Origin of the sequence: Streptomyces sp. NPDC047315 (genome assembly GCF_040643215.1) — a bacterium.
Classification (GTDB): domain Bacteria; phylum Actinomycetota; class Actinomycetes; order Streptomycetales; family Streptomycetaceae; genus Streptomyces.
Genome location: NZ_JBEYTZ010000023.1, coordinates 99508 through 114750, shown reverse-complemented (window position 1 = coordinate 114750; position 15243 = coordinate 99508). Strand labels below are relative to the sequence as shown.

15 protein-coding genes and 1 riboswitch are annotated in these 15243 nt (G+C 72.9%); of the genes, 4 read left to right on the top strand and 11 right to left on the bottom strand.

The window, feature by feature from the left end; genetic code table 11:
- Nucleotides 1-119: 119 nt before the first annotated feature.
- A complete protein-coding gene (locus tag ABZ842_RS25525; protein WP_361541002.1) occupies nucleotides 120-1292 on the bottom strand; it encodes an acyl-CoA dehydrogenase family protein in 1173 nt (390 codons plus the stop codon).
- 236 nt (nucleotides 1293-1528) lie between these two features.
- Nucleotides 1529-2905 carry a peptidase C39 family protein gene (locus ABZ842_RS25520; protein WP_361540999.1) on the bottom strand — a complete coding sequence of 459 codons (1377 nt, stop codon included), beginning with the start codon at nucleotides 2903-2905 and terminating at the stop codon, nucleotides 1529-1531.
- Between the two features lie 242 nt (nucleotides 2906-3147).
- On the opposite strand from ABZ842_RS25520, the gene ABZ842_RS25515 reads away from it, so the two are divergent.
- Both ABZ842_RS25515 and ABZ842_RS25510 read left to right on the top strand, forming a co-directional pair.
- Complete coding sequence (locus ABZ842_RS25515; protein WP_361540996.1) at nucleotides 3148-3732, top strand: hypothetical protein; 585 nt, start codon at nucleotides 3148-3150, stop codon at nucleotides 3730-3732.
- Between the two features lie 373 nt (nucleotides 3733-4105).
- Entirely contained in the window at nucleotides 4106-6043 is a 1938-nt protein-coding gene (locus ABZ842_RS25510; protein ID WP_361540993.1) for an AAA family ATPase, read from the top strand.
- A gap of 18 nt (nucleotides 6044-6061) precedes the next feature.
- Here the strand turns inward: ABZ842_RS25510 and ABZ842_RS25505 are convergent, their stop codons facing one another.
- The 9 genes from ABZ842_RS25505 to ABZ842_RS25465 form a co-directional block, all read right to left on the bottom strand.
- On the bottom strand, nucleotides 6062-6532 hold the full coding sequence (locus ABZ842_RS25505) for a PH domain-containing protein (protein WP_361540990.1): 471 nt from the start codon (nucleotides 6530-6532) through the stop codon (nucleotides 6062-6064).
- A gap of 14 nt (nucleotides 6533-6546) precedes the next feature.
- A complete protein-coding gene (hisG, locus tag ABZ842_RS25500; RefSeq protein ID WP_361540987.1) occupies nucleotides 6547-7395 on the bottom strand; it encodes an ATP phosphoribosyltransferase in 849 nt (282 codons plus the stop codon).
- Between the two features lie 84 nt (nucleotides 7396-7479).
- Nucleotides 7480-7761 (bottom strand): phosphoribosyl-ATP diphosphatase, encoded by a 282-nt coding sequence (locus ABZ842_RS25495; RefSeq protein ID WP_361540984.1) that lies wholly within the window; start codon nucleotides 7759-7761, stop codon nucleotides 7480-7482.
- A 34-nt stretch (nucleotides 7762-7795) separates the two neighbouring features.
- Entirely contained in the window at nucleotides 7796-8281 is a 486-nt protein-coding gene (gene ribH / locus ABZ842_RS25490; protein ID WP_361540981.1) for a 6,7-dimethyl-8-ribityllumazine synthase, read from the bottom strand.
- A 76-nt stretch (nucleotides 8282-8357) separates the two neighbouring features.
- The gene (locus ABZ842_RS25485) at nucleotides 8358-9647 is read right to left on the bottom strand and encodes a bifunctional 3,4-dihydroxy-2-butanone-4-phosphate synthase/GTP cyclohydrolase II (RefSeq protein WP_361540978.1); all 1290 of its coding nucleotides are present in this window, start codon (nucleotides 9645-9647) and stop codon (nucleotides 8358-8360) included.
- On the bottom strand, nucleotides 9644-10288 hold the full coding sequence (locus tag ABZ842_RS25480; RefSeq protein ID WP_361540975.1) for a nicotinamide mononucleotide transporter family protein: 645 nt from the start codon (nucleotides 10286-10288) through the stop codon (nucleotides 9644-9646). The genes ABZ842_RS25485 and ABZ842_RS25480 overlap by 4 nt, the downstream gene beginning before the upstream one ends.
- Nucleotides 10285-10911 carry a riboflavin synthase gene (locus ABZ842_RS25475; protein WP_361540972.1) on the bottom strand — a complete coding sequence of 209 codons (627 nt, stop codon included), beginning with the start codon at nucleotides 10909-10911 and terminating at the stop codon, nucleotides 10285-10287. Before ABZ842_RS25475 ends, ABZ842_RS25480 begins: the two co-directional genes overlap by 4 nt.
- Before the next feature lies 1 nt (nucleotide 10912).
- Complete coding sequence (gene ribD / locus ABZ842_RS25470) at nucleotides 10913-12013, bottom strand: bifunctional diaminohydroxyphosphoribosylaminopyrimidine deaminase/5-amino-6-(5-phosphoribosylamino)uracil reductase RibD (RefSeq protein ID WP_361540970.1); 1101 nt, start codon at nucleotides 12011-12013, stop codon at nucleotides 10913-10915.
- A 159-nt stretch (nucleotides 12014-12172) separates the two neighbouring features.
- A riboswitch (FMN riboswitch) is annotated at nucleotides 12173-12303 on the bottom strand.
- A 260-nt stretch (nucleotides 12304-12563) separates the two neighbouring features.
- Nucleotides 12564-13529 (bottom strand): D-2-hydroxyacid dehydrogenase family protein, encoded by a 966-nt coding sequence (locus ABZ842_RS25465; RefSeq protein WP_361540968.1) that lies wholly within the window; start codon nucleotides 13527-13529, stop codon nucleotides 12564-12566.
- Between the two features lie 332 nt (nucleotides 13530-13861).
- Here ABZ842_RS25465 and ABZ842_RS25460 point away from each other — a divergent pair, with 332 nt between their 5' ends.
- Both ABZ842_RS25460 and ABZ842_RS25455 read left to right on the top strand, forming a co-directional pair.
- Nucleotides 13862-14119, top strand: coding sequence for a hypothetical protein (locus ABZ842_RS25460; protein ID WP_361540966.1), 258 nt, complete (start codon nucleotides 13862-13864; stop codon nucleotides 14117-14119).
- Nucleotides 14112-15236, top strand: coding sequence for a response regulator (locus ABZ842_RS25455; protein ID WP_361540964.1), 1125 nt, complete (start codon nucleotides 14112-14114; stop codon nucleotides 15234-15236). The genes ABZ842_RS25460 and ABZ842_RS25455 overlap by 8 nt, the downstream gene beginning before the upstream one ends.
- The last annotated feature ends 7 nt before the right edge of the window (nucleotides 15237-15243 follow it).

Below are 15243 nucleotides of genomic sequence, written 5' to 3'. Positions count from 1 at the left end.
CCCCACGATCGAACGGCACGCGGAAGGGGGCCGGGCTGACGCCCGACCCCCTCTGTTCTTGCGTCGACTCCCGTGCCGACTCCCCAGTGGAGCGCCGTTCTCGTGTCACCCCGCCCGGGTCAGCGGGATTCGGGTCCCGCCAGATGACGGGCGATCACCATCCGCTGGATCTGGTTGGTGCCCTCCACGATCTGGAGGACCTTGGCCTCGCGCAGGTATCGCTCGGCGGGGAAGTCCGCGGTGTAGCCGTAGCCGCCGAGCACCTGCACGGCGTCCGTCGTGACGCTCATCGCCGCGTCCGTGCAGAACAGCTTCGCCATCGCGGCCTGCTTGGAGAAGGGCCGGCCGGCGTCCCGCAGCCGCGCGGCGGTGAGGTACAGCGCCCGCCCCGCCTCCACCTTGGTGGCCATGTCGGCGAGCAGGAACCGCAGCCCCTGGAAGTCCGCGATGGGCCGGCCGAACTGCCGCCGCCCCGCGGCGTAGCGAACGGCCTCGTCCAGCGCCGCCTGGGCGACGCCGACCGCGCAGGCGGCGATGCCGAGCCGGCCCGTGTCCAGCGCCGCGAGCGCGATGCCGAAGCCCTGTCCCTCGTCGCCGATGCGCCGGCCGTCGGGGACCCGTACGCCGTCGAGGTGGAGTTGGGCGGTGGGCGAGCCCTTCATGCCCATCTTCTTCTCGGGCGCGGCGGGGGCCAGCCCCTCGGCGTCGCCGGGGACCAGGAAGGCGGTGATGCCCCGGGGCCCGTCCTGGCCCGTGCGGGCGAAGACGGTGTAGAAGTCGGCGACGCCGCCGTGGGTGATCCACGCCTTGGTGCCGGTGAGCACCCAGTCGTCGCCGTCGCGCACGGCGCGGGTGCGCAGGGACGCCGCGTCGGAGCCGGAGGACGGCTCGGAGAGGCAGTACGCGCCGAGGAGCCCGCCGCCGAGCATCGCGGGCAGGTGCTCGGACTGCTGCTCCTTCGTGCCGTAGCCGGCCAGGGCGTGGCAGGACAGCGCGTGGACGCTGACGCCGAGGCCGACGGTCAGCCGGGCCGCGGCGAGCTCTTCCAGGACCTGGAGGTACACCTCGTACGGCTGGTCTCCGCCGCCGTACTCGCTCGCGTAGGTGAGGCCGAGCAGTCCCGACTCGGACAACAGGGCGAAGGTGTCCCGGGGGAAGCGGCCGGCGTCTTCCTCTTCGGCGGCCCGGGGGGCGATCTCCCGCTGGGCGATGTCTCGCACCAGGGCGATCAGGTCCCTGGCCTCGTCGGTCGGCAGCTCACGTTCCACCGGCTGCGGGGGGCGGTCGGGCATTGCGGCACTCTCCTCCCTCTCGGGCGATGCGGGTGGCGCGCCCCATGGTTGGGTGCACGCAGCACCGGTTTTTTAGCCATGCCGATGCTGCCCTTCCGGATCGCGAAACGGCTGCACGGCTGTGTCGGCGCGTCGAGTATGCCCGATCTTCGTACCCGCGTCACCAGGGGAAAGAGCCGTCCCGGTGGCCCGATTCCCGCCTCCCGCCGGCGCTGAGCTGCGGCGCTGGGCGCCGCTCAGTGGATGCCGAAGGCCGCCAGTGCCTTGCGCTGGGCCGGCGTGGGGCGCTCGGGCCAGAAGAGGTAGCAGATGCCTCCGGTGCCGGACACCACCCGACCGCTGGCGTTGTACCGCTTGGTCCGCAGCCAGATGTTCTCCCACTCGCGGCGAAGATAGACGCGGCGCACGGCCTCGTTGTCGTCGGACGCGGGGTCGTTGGCGATCACGTCGCCGTCCGGGGTGAAGCCTATGACCGTCATCAGGTGGCCGGCCGTGCCGTAGCCCGCGCCCGTCAGCTCCTCCGCGCGGAAGGACTGCGAGGTGATCGCCGGGATCCCCACCCGGATCAGCCGCTCCAGGTCCGTGACCGAGGCGAGCCGGGTGACCACGGCGTTCATCCCGGGGTAGGTGGCGGCGTAGGCCGCGTTGAAGGACCAGTTCCCGCAACCCTTGTACTGGTAGTCGTACGTCTGGCGGGCCGCGTGGCACACCTGCGGGTCGTCGAACGTCGGGTTCACCCACGCCAGGTCGTCGGCGGTGGGCTTGCGCCCCCAGTACTCGACGATCATCTGCGAAGACGTCGGGCTGCACCACGCCTCGCCGCCGTTGTCGTACTCCGGGTACCGGCCGGCGTGGATGTTCTGCGAGTAGCGCGGCACCGCCAACTCGCGCGCCGGGCCCGGTTCCGACGCCGGCACCGTGAAGCGGTCCGGTACGTCCGAGGCCATCGCGCCCAGCCGCCACACCGTGGGCGTCGGACGGGTGCCCGGCCTGCGGTACAGGGTGAGGCGCAACCGGTAGGCGGCCAGCCGCAGCCCGCTCGCCGGGTCGTTCACGGAGAAGGTGTCGGTCCAGATGCTCGACCTGCCGTCGGTCTGGTCGTCGACCGAGGTGCGCCGTATGTCGCCGTCCCCGGCCGCCCAGCGGCCCATGACGAACCAGGGCGTGGCGGTGCCGTCCGAGTAGGTGCCGCCGAGTTCGACCTGGATCCAGGTGCCGGCGGGGGTGTGGGCGTTCCACGAGGCCACCACCTCGGTCGCCGGCACCGCGGACCGGTGTGACGGCGAGGTCCAGGTGGCGTACTCGTAGCGCTCGGTCCGTCCGGTGTGCGGATCGGTGTGGTCCACCACGCCCACGGCCCGGTCGATCACCACCCCGGGGCGCTGTCCGGGGGCGGCGCGGGTGCCGTCGGCAGTGCCGCAGCGCCAGTCGGTGTACGAGGTCCAGAAACGGTTGTCCACGGTCCGGGTGGTCCTCACGGGCGCATCGGGAACGTCGGGCGTGTCGGGCGCTGCGAGTGCCGGGACGGCGGTGGAGGCGGACAGCGCCCCGGCTCCGGCCGCCGCGGCGATCGCCGCACCCAGCACGGACCTGCGCGTAGTGGCTCTGGCCATGGAAACCCCCAAGTCGAGTGCGCCCAGTGGATGGCGCGGGCTGCCGCCCGCCGGTGGGCGGCCCGCGGGCCGCGCCGCAGGCCACTATCACCCCTGCTCGCCGTTTCGGCCAGCGTCCCGGGCCTGCGTCGTTCAACCAATATTGGTCTGGTCCACTGAAGCCCGTGCCGTCTTCCGCGCCCGGTCAGGGGCCGGGCGCCGCACGCGGGGCGGCGGCGCGCGGGCCCCCGTAGGGTGGTGGTGTGGACGATGTGGACCGACTGGCCGAGTCGCTGTACGCCGGGCCGCCCTCCTGCGGGCCGGTGCGGCTGGTCGCCGTCGACGGGCACGCCGGGTCGGGCAAGAGCACCTTCGCCGGCCGCCTCGCCACCGTGCTCGGCGGTGACGTGCCGGTGCTGCACCTCGACGACCTCGCCAGCCACGAGGCGTACTTCGACTGGACGGGCCGGGTGCTCGACCAGGTCGTCGATCCGCTGTCGCGGGGCATCACGGCGCACTACGAGCCGTACGACTGGGTGGCGCGGCACTTCGCCCCGGCGCGGGAGCTGCCGCCCGCCCCCCTGGTGCTGATCGAGGGCGTGGGCGCGGGCCGCGCGGCGCTGCGCCCGCACCTGGCCCGACTGCTGTGGATGGAGCGCTCGCCCGAGGAGTCCTGGCTGCGGGGCCGGCAACGGGATGGAATCGGCCTTTCGGCCTTCTGGGACAGCTGGACCGTGGCCGAGACCCAACACTTCCTGGCCGATCCTTCGCGCGCGTTCGCCGATGCACTGGTTCGTGAGTGCCCCGAGGGGTACGAGGTGCACCCGGGGCCGATGACGTCCGCTTGAGGGCATAGGATCATCACATAGAGTGACACCCCTCTCCGGTCAGTGCGCCGCGTCGGGAATCCGCCTCATCAGTGCCCGAACTCCGCTTGACCCGGGGGGTGTCCAGGTCTTACGTTCTCAATGTGCGGCTTTTCGAAGCTGCCGCAGACGCGAAGCCCCCGGTTGTTCCCCCGTGATCGGGGGCTTCGTTCTGTCTTCGTCGCGCCGCCGCCGGCCGCCGCTCCTAACCCACGGTCACCGTCGCCGGATCACTCCCCGGTGGCCTTAAGCCAGGCGTCCCCCCGCAGGTACGATGCCCTTCGATGGGGCCCCGGCCGGGCCAATTCCCGTCCGCGACAAGGTGGTTTACGTCGGTGTACTTGTGGGGGACCTGATGGACATCGGCACGCAGGGCGGACCAGCCCCGGCCGACCTCGCTTGGGTGCGCGGTGTCGACGCGTACACCATGGGGGCGTATCCGCAGGCCGAAGAGGAGTTCCGCACCGCCGTACGGCTCGACCCGGGGATGGCCGACGGTTGGCTCGGGCTCCACGCACTGCGCGTGGACACGGCGAACGCCCTGCTCCGCATGTTCCGGGCCCGCGACCGCTTCGGCGAGCAGCGCCACCGCCACCGCCGGACCCTGAACTCCTGGTACTGGCTCGGCTGGTGGGTCCAGCCGGTCCTGGAGAGCCCGCGCGACCTCCTGCTCGCCCACGCCTCCCACTGGCTCGACGGCCGCCACGTCCCGGAGCTCGACCGGGCGCTCGCCGGGCTGCCGCCGATCGACGCCGACCCTCAGGTGCGCTTCCTGCACGCCTGCCGCGCGTACCTCGTCAAGGACTGGGAACAACTGGTCCGGCACACCGAGCAGTTGGTCCACGATCCGCTGTTGGGGATCGAAGCCGGGCTCTTCGCCGGAATGGCACGGGTGCGCCTGGAGATGTACGGACAGGCGGAACCGCTGCTGGCCACCGCCCTGATGCGGTGCCGCAGCGAGCAGCCGCAGCGCAAGGAGCTGCGGTACTGGCTGGCGCGCGCCCACGAGGGCACCGGCCGGACCGCGGCGGCCCTGCCGCTGTACCGCGCGGTGCACCGCATCGACCCGGCGTTCATGGACACCTCGGCGCGGCTGGCCGCGATCGCGGAGTACGACGGACTCGACGGGGTGGACGTCGCCACCGGCTACGACGCGGCGGGCCTGGCGGTCAGCCTCGCCGGCTACGGCCAGGAGGCGACGGAGGTCGAGGCGGAGGGGCCGGCGGCGACGGAGCCGCGCCCCGGTGGCGAGCCGCCGTCCCCGCTCGATCCGACCGTCCCGCCCGAGGCGGCGACCCAGCCGCCCGGAGCGGACCCCGCCGCCGCGCCCGAGGCGATCCGGCGCCGCGAGTCCGCTTCGGCGTCCTCCGCTCCCCCGCTCTTCCCCTCCGGCCCCACCGATCCCGTACTGCTCGCCCAGGCGCTGGCCGAGTTGGAGCGCATGGTCGGGATGGAACCGGTCAAACGGCAGGTCAAGGCATTGTCGGCGCAGTTGGAGATGGCGCGGCTACGGGCCAGCCAGGGCCTGCCGGTACAGCCGCCGAAGCGCCACTTCGTCTTCTCCGGCCCCTCCGGCACGGGTAAGACCACGGTCGCCCGGATACTCGGCCGGGTCTTCTACGCGCTGGGGCTGCTCGGCGGCGACCACCTGGTGGAGGCGCAACGCGCAGACCTGGTGGGCGAGTTCCTCGGTCAGACGGCGGTGAAGGCCAACGACCTGATCAACTCGGCGCTCGGCGGCGTCCTCTTCGTGGACGAGGCGTACAGCCTGTCCAACTCCGGTTACGCCAAGGGCGACGCCTACGGCGACGAGGCGCTCCAGGTCCTGCTCAAGCGCGCCGAGGACAGCCGCGATCACCTGGTGGTCATCCTCGCCGGATATCCCGAGGGGATGGATCGCCTCCTGACCGCCAACCCCGGGCTGACCTCGCGCTTCGCCACCAGGGTCGACTTCCCCTCCTACCGTCCGCTGGAGCTGACCGCGATCGGCGAGGTGCTGGCCGCGGAGAACGGCGACAGCTGGGACGAGGAGTCGATCGAGGAGCTGCGCTCCATCTGCGGCCACGTGGTCGACCAGCGCTGGATCGACGAGTTGGGCAACGGCCGCTTCCTGCGCACGCTGTACGAGAAGAGCTGCGCCTACCGCGACCTGCGGCTCTCCGGCTATCCGGGCACGCCGACCCGGGAGGACCTGTCGACCCTGCGGCTGCCCGATCTGATGCAGGCGTACGGCGAGGTCCTGTCGGGCCGCGGCCCCTTGGAGCGCGGCCCGCAGGACCCGCCGTCGTCCTGACGACCGGGTTCCGGCAGGTCAGGCAGTGCCCGGGGTGCTCCGGGACGGGTTGCTCCGGGACTCGGCCAGCGCGCGCAGTGCGCGGGCGTCCGCGACGGCCTTGCTCTGCGCGATGCCCGGCTGGATGCCGAGCGCGGGCAGGCTGGTGCCGTCGCTGAGGTCGAGGTAGACCCAGGGGTCGCCGGGGCGGAGGTTCACCCGCAGGATCTCGGCCCACGCGAGCCGGCGCACCCGGGTGATGTTGACGACCGTGACGCCGTCCTCGTCCGCGACGACCTTGGGCCGGGCCAGCAGGTAGAGCACGAAGAGGAAGAGCCCGGCGGTGACGACGAAGCTGGCCCGCTCCCCCGCGCTGAGCCGGTCGAGGGTGAGCCCGACGGCGCTGATCACGGTGAACATGACCGTGCCGACGCACAGCAGCACGACGCGGGTGCGGCCGGGACGGAAGGTGACGGGGAGCGCGGGGGGTCCGGGCTGGTGCGTGGACATGGTTCGCAGGGTCCTCAGAGCCGGCAGGCGTGGATGGCGGTGGTGAGGATGGCGCGGGCGCCCAACTCGTACAGGTCGTCCATGACCCGCTGGGCCTCCTTGGCCTCGACCATCGAGCGGACGGCCACCCAGCCCTCGTGGTGCAGCGGGGAGATCGTGGGCGATTCGAGGCCGGGGGTCAGGGCGACGGCCTGCTCCAGGTGCTCGACCCGGCAGTCGTAGTCCATCATCACGTAGCTGCGGGCGACCAGGACGCCCTGGAGGCGGCGCAGGAACTGCTGCACCTTGGGGTCGTCGGACTCGGCGCCGGTGCGTCGGATGACGATCGCCTCGGACGTCATGATCGGCTCGCCGACGATCTCCAGGCCCGCGTTGCGCAGGGAGGTCCCGGTCTCGACGACGTCCGCGATGACCTGGGCGACGCCGAGTTCGACGGCGGTCTCCACGGCCCCGTCGAGGTGGACGACGGAGGCGTCGATCCCCTGCTCGGCGAGGTGCTTGGCGACGACGCCCTCGTAGGAGGTGGCGACGGTCATGCCGGTGAAGTCCTGGACACCTCGTGCGGTGCCGGGCCGGGTGGCGTAGCGGAAGGTGGAGCGGGCGAAGCCGAGCTGGAGGATCTCCTCGGCGTTCGCGCCGGAGTCCAGCAGCAGGTCACGGCCGGTGATGCCGATGTCGAGCCGGCCGGAGCTGACGTAGATCGCGATGTCGCGCGGGCGGAGGTAGAAGAACTCGACCTCGTTCTCGGGGTCCACGAGCACCAGCTCCTTGGACTCCTTGCGCTGTTGGTAGCCGGCCTCATGGAGCATCGCCGCCGCAGGCCCGGACAGTGAACCCTTGTTGGGGACGGCGATGCGCAACATGAGTGATCGGCTTCCTTCTGTGATCTACGGATGCGTGCTGGGCGGATGGGAGCTGGTCGAACGGAAGGGGTCGGGCGGGAGGGCTCAGAGGTGGGCGTAGACGTCGTCGAGGGAGATCCCGCGCGCCACCATCATCACCTGGACGTGGTAGAGCAGCTGGGAGATCTCCTCCGCGGCGGCTTCCTTGCTCTCGTACTCGGCGGCCATCCACACCTCGGCGGCCTCCTCCACGACCTTCTTGCCGATGGCGTGGACGCCCTTGTCGACCAGTTCGGCGGTGCGGGAGGAGGCGGGGTCGCCGGTCTCCGCCTTGAGCTGGAGCTCGGCGAAGAGTTCTTCGAAGCTTTTGCGGTTCGTGTTCGCCATGGTGGTCCCAGGGTACGGGGTCCGGGCGGCCCGCTCAGCGCCAGGGCTCGCTCACGGAGCGCAGCGTCGCCGCGGTGGCGACGGCGGCGGTCACCGCCTCGTGCCCCTTGTCCTCGCGCGACCCCTCGATGCCGGCCCGGTCCAGGGCCTGCTCCTCGGTGTCGCAGGTGAGCACCCCGAAGCCGATGGGGACGCCGGTGTCCACGGAGACCTGGGTCAGGCCCTGCGTGACGCCCTGGCAGACGTACTCGAAGTGCGGGGTGCCGCCGCGGATGACGACGCCGAGGGCGACGACGGCGTCGTAGCCGCGGCCGGCGAGGACCTTGGCGACGACGGGCAGCTCGAAGCTGCCGGGGACGCGCAGCAGCGTCGGCTCGTCGATGCCGAGTTCGCGCAGGGCGCGCAGGGCGCCCTCGACGAGGCCGTCCATCACCTTTTCGTGCCACTGGGCGGCGACCACGGCGACGCGGAGGTCCCCGCAGTTACGTACGGACAGTTCGGGTGCGCCCTTGCCGCTCACGCTTCTCCTCGGTGCAGGTGTGGGTGGTGGTGGGTGGTGGGTGGTGGGTGATGGTGCTCGGATGGTCGGGGTGGTGCTACTGGCTGCTGCAGGTGGAGACCGTGCCGGGGTCGAGCCAGGGCAGGTCGTGCCCCATCCGGTCGCGCTTGGTCCGCAGGTAGCGCAGGTTGTGCTCGCCGGCCTGGAGGGGCATCGGCTCGCGGCCGTGCACGGTCAGGCCGTGCTCCTCCAGCGCGCTGATCTTGTCGGGGTTGTTGGTCATCAGCCGTAGGCCGCGTACCCCGAGGTCGGCGAGGATCCGGGCGCCGGCCGCGTAGTCGCGGGCGTCGGCGGGCAGTCCGAGCTCCAAGTTGGCGTCCAGGGTGTCCCGGCCGCGCTCTTGGAGCTCGTACGCCCGCAGCTTGGACATCAGTCCGATGCCGCGGCCCTCGTGGCCGCGGAGGTACACCACCACGCCCCGGCCGGCTTCGACGATGCGCCGCATGGACTCCTGGAGTTGGGGTCCGCAGTCGCAGCGCAGGGAGTGGAAGATGTCGCCGGTCAGGCACTCGGAGTGGACGCGCACGAGGACGTCCGCGCCGTCGCCGAGGTCGCCGTGGACGAGGGCGACGTGCTCGACGCCGTCGCGGGTGGAGCGGTAGCCGTAGGCGGTGAACCGGCCGAAGGCGGTGGGCAGGTCGACCGCGGCCTCGCGTCGGACGGTGGGCTCCGAGGCGCGGCGGTAGGCGATCAGGTCCTCGATGGAGATGATCGTCAGCCCGTGCTTGCGGGCGAAGGGGATCAGCTCCGGCAGCCGCAGCATCACCCCGTCCTCGCCGGCGATCTCCACGATCGCGCCGGCGGGGCGCAGCCCGGCGAGCCGGGCGAGGTCGACTGCGGCCTCCGTGTGGCCGTTGCGGGTGAGCACTCCGCCGGGCTTGGCCCGCAGCGGGAAGACGTGGCCGGGGCGGACGAAGTCGCCCGGTGCGGCCGTGCCGTTCGCCAGCAGTTGCAGGGTGGTGGCGCGGTCGGCGGCCGAGATGCCGGTGGTGACGCCGTGCCGGGGGGCGGCGTCGACGGAGACGGTGAAGGCGGTCTGCATGGACTCGGTGTTCCGCTCGACCATCTGCGGGAGGTCGAGCCGGTCGAGCTCCTCGCTCTCCATGGGGGCGCAGATCAGCCCGCGGCACTCGCTCATCATGAAGGCGACGATCTCGGGGGTCGCCTTCTCGGCCGCGATGACGAGGTCGCCCTCGTTCTCGCGGTCCTCGTCGTCGACGACCACGACCGGCCGGCCGGCGGCGATGTCGTGGACTGCCTGTTCGACGGGGTCGAGGGCGAGGTCCTCCACGTTGTCGGTGGAGTACCACGTGGGAGCCGTGGTCATGCCGGTGCTCCTTCCAGGGCGGGGGTGCGCGAGCGCAGCCACCAGTCGCGCAGGCCCCACAGGACGAGGGCGAAGTAGATCACGTAGACCAGGCCGGAGAAGGCGAGGCCGCTGTTGAAGGCGAGGGGCACGCCGACGAGGTCGACGAGCAGCCAGGCGAACCAGAACTCGACGAGCCCGCGGGCCTGGGCGACCATCGCGACGAGGGTGCCGACGAAGATGTACGCGTCGGCCCAGGGGCTCCAGGACAGCGACGGGTACAGGCTGAAGAGCCCACCGACGGCGAGGGTGCCCACGAGCGCCCCGCCGGCGAGCAGTCCGCGCTCCTTCCAGGTGGCGAAGCGCACGGCGACGGAGCCGTCCTGCGCCCGGCGGTTGCCCCGGGTCCACTGCTGCCAGCCCCACAGGGCGAGCGCGATGACCAGGAGCTGCTTGCCGACGCCACCGCTGAGCTGGGCGGAGGCGTACGCGGCGACGAGGACGGCGCCGGAGGCGAGCTGGGCGGGCCAGGTCCACACCGAGCGGCGCCAGCCGAGGGCGAGGGCGAACAGGCCGATGGTGCTGCCGATCATGTCGGACCACAGGATGTGCTGTCCGAAGGCGGTGAACGCCTCCGCGTTCAGCCAGGAGACCGCGTTCATCGGGGCGTCTCTTCCGACCGCGCCGGCTCCCCGGCCCGGGGGCCGAGCAGCCGCTCGACGTACTTGGCGATCACGTCGACCTCCAGGTTGACCGGGTCGCCGGGCTGCTTCACGCCGAGCGTGGTCAGGGCGAGGGTGGTGGGGATCAGGCTGACCGTGAACCGGTCGTCGCCCGCGTCCACGACCGTGAGGCTGACGCCGTCGACGGTGATGGAGCCCTTCTCTACGACGTACCGGGCGAGCGCGGCGGGCAGGGCGATCTCCACGACCTCCCAGTGCTCGGAGGGGGTGCGGGCGGTGATGGTGCCGACGCCGTCGACGTGGCCCTGGACGATGTGTCCGCCCAGGCGCCCGCCGACGGGGGTCGGGCGCTCCAGGTTGACGCGCGCTCCGACGTCGAGCGCGCCGAGGCCGGAGCGTTTCAGGGTCTCGGCCATCACGTCGGCGGTGAACTCGCCGTCGGCCGTCTCGACGACGGTGAGGCAGACGCCGTTGACGGCGATGGAGTCGCCGTGTCGGGCGCCTTCGGTGACGAGCGGCCCGCGCAGACGGAAGCGGGAGGCGTCGCCGAGGTCCTCGACGGCGGTGACCTCGCCCAGCTCTTCGACGATTCCGGTGAACACTTCAGCGCTCCTTGGGTGCTGTGGCGGGGACGGCGGTGATGCGCAGGTCCGGCCCGATGCGTACGGCCTCGGTCATGTCGAGCCGCAACGCCTGGGCGATCGTGCTGATTCCGGCGCCGCCGAGTGCGGCCGGGCCGGCGCCGAGGAGGACGGGGGCGAGGTAGCCGACGACCTTGTCGACCGCGCCGGCGGCGACGAACGCACCGGCGAGGGTGGGGCCGCCCTCCAGGAGGACCGAGCGCACGCCCCGGGCGTGCAGTTCGGCGAGCAGGGCGGGGACGGACAGGGCGGCGCCGGTGTCGGGGTCGGCGGGGAGCCTGACGACGTCGGCGCCGGGGATCTCGCCGGTGTCGGCGTCGGCGCCGACGGCGACGAGGGTGGGGGCGGCGGCGTCGAGGACGCGGGCGTCCGGCCGGATCGTGGCGTGGGTGTCGAGGACGACCCGCAGCGGCTGGGTCGCGCCCTCGACGCCGCGGACCGCGAGGTGCGGGTCGTCGGCGTTGAGGGTGCCGGAGCCGACGACGACGGCGTCGGCCTCGGCGCGCAGCCGGTGGACGTCGGCCCGGGCTTCGGGCGAGGTGATCCAGCGGCTGGTGCGGTCGGCGGCGGCGATGCGGCCGTCGAGGGTGGCGGCGTACTTCCACACGACGTGCGGGCGGCCGGTGCGCACGGAGGTGAGCCAGGCGGTGTTGCCCGCTTCGGCTTCGGCGGCCAGCAGACCGCCCTCGACGGTCACGCCGGCGGTGCGCAGGGTCGCGGCGCCACCGGTGGCCTGCGGGTTCGGGTCGCCCACCGCGTACACGACCCGGTCGACGCCGGCGTCGATCAGCGCCCGGGCGCAGGGGCCGGTGCGACCTGTGTGGTTGCAGGGTTCGAGGGTGACGTACGCGGTGCCGCCGCGGGCCCGGTCGCCCGCCGCGCGCAGGGCGTGGACCTCGGCGTGCGGGCCGCCGGCGCGCTGGTGGTAGCCCTCTCCGACGACGGTGCCGGAGGCATCGGTGACGACGCACCCGACGACGGGGTTGGGGCTGGTCGCGCCGAGACCGCGGGCGGCGAGCGCGACGGCTCGGCGCATGGCGGTGATGTCGGCGGTGGTGGCCACCGGGTCCTCCTGCCTCTTCGGGCACGGACTCCGGGGCGCGTCGATCGACGACAGGAGCGGGTGGTGCACCACGGCAGCCGCCGGGCCGCGAAAGCGCCGACCGCCCGCGAAGGGGGCGATCAGCGTCCGTACGGCCGACGTGCCGACTAGGGCCGCCCGCCGCGCACTGCCTCCCATCCGGACTTTCACCGTCGGTCCAGGAGTTTCACCTGGTCAACCGACCGCTGGCGGCGGACGGGTCGCGGACTTTAACCGCCGGCTCGGAATTTCACCGACCCCGGAGTGCGCTGCTGCTGATACGAACCCAGTGTGCCACGCGTGGCGATGAGCCAAACGGGTGACCTCCTGTGGGGTGACTCACAGGGGCTCGTGGGTTGATTCCGGATCGACGCCGGGCGGCCGTTCAACTGGGCTTGTCCGCCACCCTATTGACGCAATGGTCTAGTCCTTTTAGTCTCGGGCGCACTCCGCTCGCGCGCGGGGTGCGGACGCCCGGCGGTGGAGTCCCGGCCCTTGCCGCCGCCGGGCGTTCCGACGGACGCACCCGTGCTCAGGCCAGCAGCCGGACCGGGGCACCTGCCAGATGCGCCTCGATGTCCTCGACCGCCTCCCGGAAGTACCCCTCGTAGTTGCGCCGGGTCACGTACCCCAGGTGCGGCAGGGCGAGGAAGCGGGGCGCCGTGCGCAGCGGGTGGTCGGTCGGGAGGGGTTCCGTTTCGAAGACGTCCGCGCCGGCGCCGGCGATCCAGCCCTCGCGCAGCGCCCGCAGCAGCGCCGTCTGGTCGACGATCGCGGCGCGGGAGGTGTTGACGAGCAGGGCGGTGGGCCGCATCCGGCGCAGTTCGGGCTCGCTGATCAGCCCGCGGGTGCGCTCGCCGAGCACGAGGTGTACGGAGACGACGTCGCTGCGCTCCAGCAGCTCCTCCTTGGAGGCCGCGGCGACCACGCCCTGCGCGGCGGCGTGCTCGGGGTCGAGGTGCTGGCTCCACGCCGTCACCTCCATGCCGAACGCGGCGCCGACCCGGGCCACCTGGGTGCCGATCTTGCCGAGTCCGAGCAGGCCGAGCCGTCGGCCGTGCAGATCGGTGCCGACGGTCTGCTGCCAGGGGCCGCCGGAGCGCAGGGCGGCGTTCTCGACGGTGACGTTCCGGGCGAGGCCGAGGATCAGGGCCCAGGTCAGTTCGGCGGGCGGGGTGGAGTTGCTGGCCGTGCCGCAGACCGTGACGCCGCGGGCGGCGGCTGCCTTGAGGTCGAGGGAGGCGTTGCGCATGCCGGAGGTGATCAGCAGCCGCAGCCGGGGCAGCCGGTCGAGCAACTCGGCCGGGAAGGGGGTGCGTTCGCGCATCACGACGAGGATCTCGCACTCCCCCACGGCCCGGACGACCTCGTCGTGGGAGCCGAGGTGCTCGGTGATGAAACGGGTCTCGACCCGGTCGGCGATGCGCGACCAGTCGGCCAACGAGCGGGCGACCCCCTGGTAGTCGTCGAGTACGGCGCAGCGCAGCCTCGTCGTCACGTCCCCCACACCTCCACGCTTCCCACGGATGTTCGACGGGCGGGAGCGTACCCCGGGCGGGCGGTGCGGCCGGCTCCGCAACGGGCGGTGTTGCCGGGCAACGGCGGGCGGGCGCCGGGCGCGTCCTACGGCCGGCGCCCGCCCGTGACCTGGGCCGACGGGCCGCGCCGCGGGCGGGTGCGCGCTGCGTCGCGGCTGCCAACGTTGCCGGTTCCCCAATCGGCAGGCGCAACGCACCGCCGGCCCTCCATGCTGGGCTCGCCCTCCCGCGACCGCCGGGGGGAGATGGTGTCCCCGCCGGTGTCCGGCCGGGCGAGAGAGGGAGGGACGCGATGGAACGACCACTTCTGTCGCCCAGGTCCGCTCTGGTGCTGTTACTGGCCGTCCTCGTGGGCGTGGGCGCCGGGGTGCTCGCGGCGCTCGCGGGCGAGGGCGCCGCGCGCAGCGTGCTGTGCGGGCTGGCCGCGGCCGGGGTCGCGGTGCCGTTCTTCAACGGGCTGGTGGCCCCCGACGCGTCGGCACCGACCCCGCCCGTGCACCCGTCGGTGCGCTCGTCGGGGGCACCGGAGGGCGGTGAGGGGCATGGCTGAGCTGCGACCGCTCGCACCCGATCTGAGCAAGGAGTCCCGGGAGTTGGCGATGGCGCTGCGCCGGCTGTTCCTGGGCCTGGAGGTGTCGGTGCGGCGGTACGCGGTGCGGCGCGTCCGGGACGCCGGGACCTTCTCGCGCTACCTCAGCGGCACCCGCGTACCGCCGTGGGAGGTGGTGATGGACCTGTTCACCGATCTCGCCGAGCACCTGGGCACCCCGGCCACCCCCGCCGCCATCGAGCTGGTGCGGACGCTGCACCGCTCCGCGGTGGCGACCGCCGGGTCCCCCCGGCACGCCGTGGAGGTGCTGGAGCGGCAGTTGGCCGACGCCGACCGGGTCTCGCGGCGGCAGGCGGTGCGCGGTGACGCGCTCGGAGAGGCGCTGCTCGACCGGCAGCACCGGATCGCGGACCTGGAAGTGCGGCTGCGGCAGTTGGAGGCCGAGTGGAGCGTCGAGCGGGAGCGGGCGGACCGGTTGGCCGCCGCGGCTCCCGGGGCGTCGGACCTGCTGCGGGAGCGCGACGAGCTGCGCGGCGAGGTGGGGCGGCTCAGCGAGGAGCTGGCGGCGACCCGGCTCCAGCGCGACCGGGCGGAGCAGCGCTGCGGGCTCCTGGAACGTCAACTGGAGGCGGTGGAGGGCGTGACGGCGGCCAGCGCGGGGCCGGCGGCGGCCGTGGGGCCGGTCGGCCCGCTGCCGGAGGACCGCACCCTGCCGAAGGTGCTGGTCGTGGACGACCAGCCGGACAACCTCCTGGCCATGACCGCGGTGCTGTCGACGCTCGACCAGGAGCTGGTGGCGGTGTCGTCCGGACGCGAGGCGCTGAAGGCGCTGCTGGACCACGACGACTTCGCGGTGATCATCCTGGACGTGCAGATGCCGCTGATGGACGGCTACGAGACGGCGGCCCACATCAAGCGGCGCAACCGGAACTCGAACGTGCCGATCATCTTCCTCACCGCGATGGGCGCCGACCCCGAGCACTCGGCCCGGGGGTACGCGGCGGGCGCGGTCGACTACATCGGCAAGCCGTTCGACCCCTGGGTGCTGCGGGCGAAGGTCGCGGTCTTCACCGGCATCTACCTGGAGCGCCGCGCGGCGTCCCGCGTGAGGCACTGACCGCGCC

Bases quoted from the DNA above. Each gene is read 5' to 3' on its own strand.
- ABZ842_RS25525 (WP_361541002.1), bottom strand. From the start codon at position 1,292: ATGCCCGACCGCCCCCCGCAGCCGGTGGAACGTGAGCTGCCGACCGAC.
- ABZ842_RS25520 (WP_361540999.1), bottom strand. From the start codon at position 2,905: ATGGCCAGAGCCACTACGCGCAGGTCCGTGCTGGGTGCGGCGATCGCC.
- ABZ842_RS25510 (WP_361540993.1), top strand. From the start codon at position 4,106: ATGGACATCGGCACGCAGGGCGGACCAGCCCCGGCCGACCTCGCTTGG.
- ABZ842_RS25505 (WP_361540990.1), bottom strand. From the start codon at position 6,532: ATGTCCACGCACCAGCCCGGACCCCCCGCGCTCCCCGTCACCTTCCGT.
- hisG (WP_361540987.1), bottom strand. From the start codon at position 7,395: ATGTTGCGCATCGCCGTCCCCAACAAGGGTTCACTGTCCGGGCCTGCG.
- ABZ842_RS25495 (WP_361540984.1), bottom strand. From the start codon at position 7,761: ATGGCGAACACGAACCGCAAAAGCTTCGAAGAACTCTTCGCCGAGCTC.
- ABZ842_RS25485 (WP_361540978.1), bottom strand. From the start codon at position 9,647: ATGACCACGGCTCCCACGTGGTACTCCACCGACAACGTGGAGGACCTC.
- ABZ842_RS25480 (WP_361540975.1), bottom strand. From the start codon at position 10,288: ATGAACGCGGTCTCCTGGCTGAACGCGGAGGCGTTCACCGCCTTCGGA.
- ABZ842_RS25460 (WP_361540966.1), top strand. From the start codon at position 13,862: ATGGAACGACCACTTCTGTCGCCCAGGTCCGCTCTGGTGCTGTTACTG.
- ABZ842_RS25455 (WP_361540964.1), top strand. From the start codon at position 14,112: ATGGCTGAGCTGCGACCGCTCGCACCCGATCTGAGCAAGGAGTCCCGG.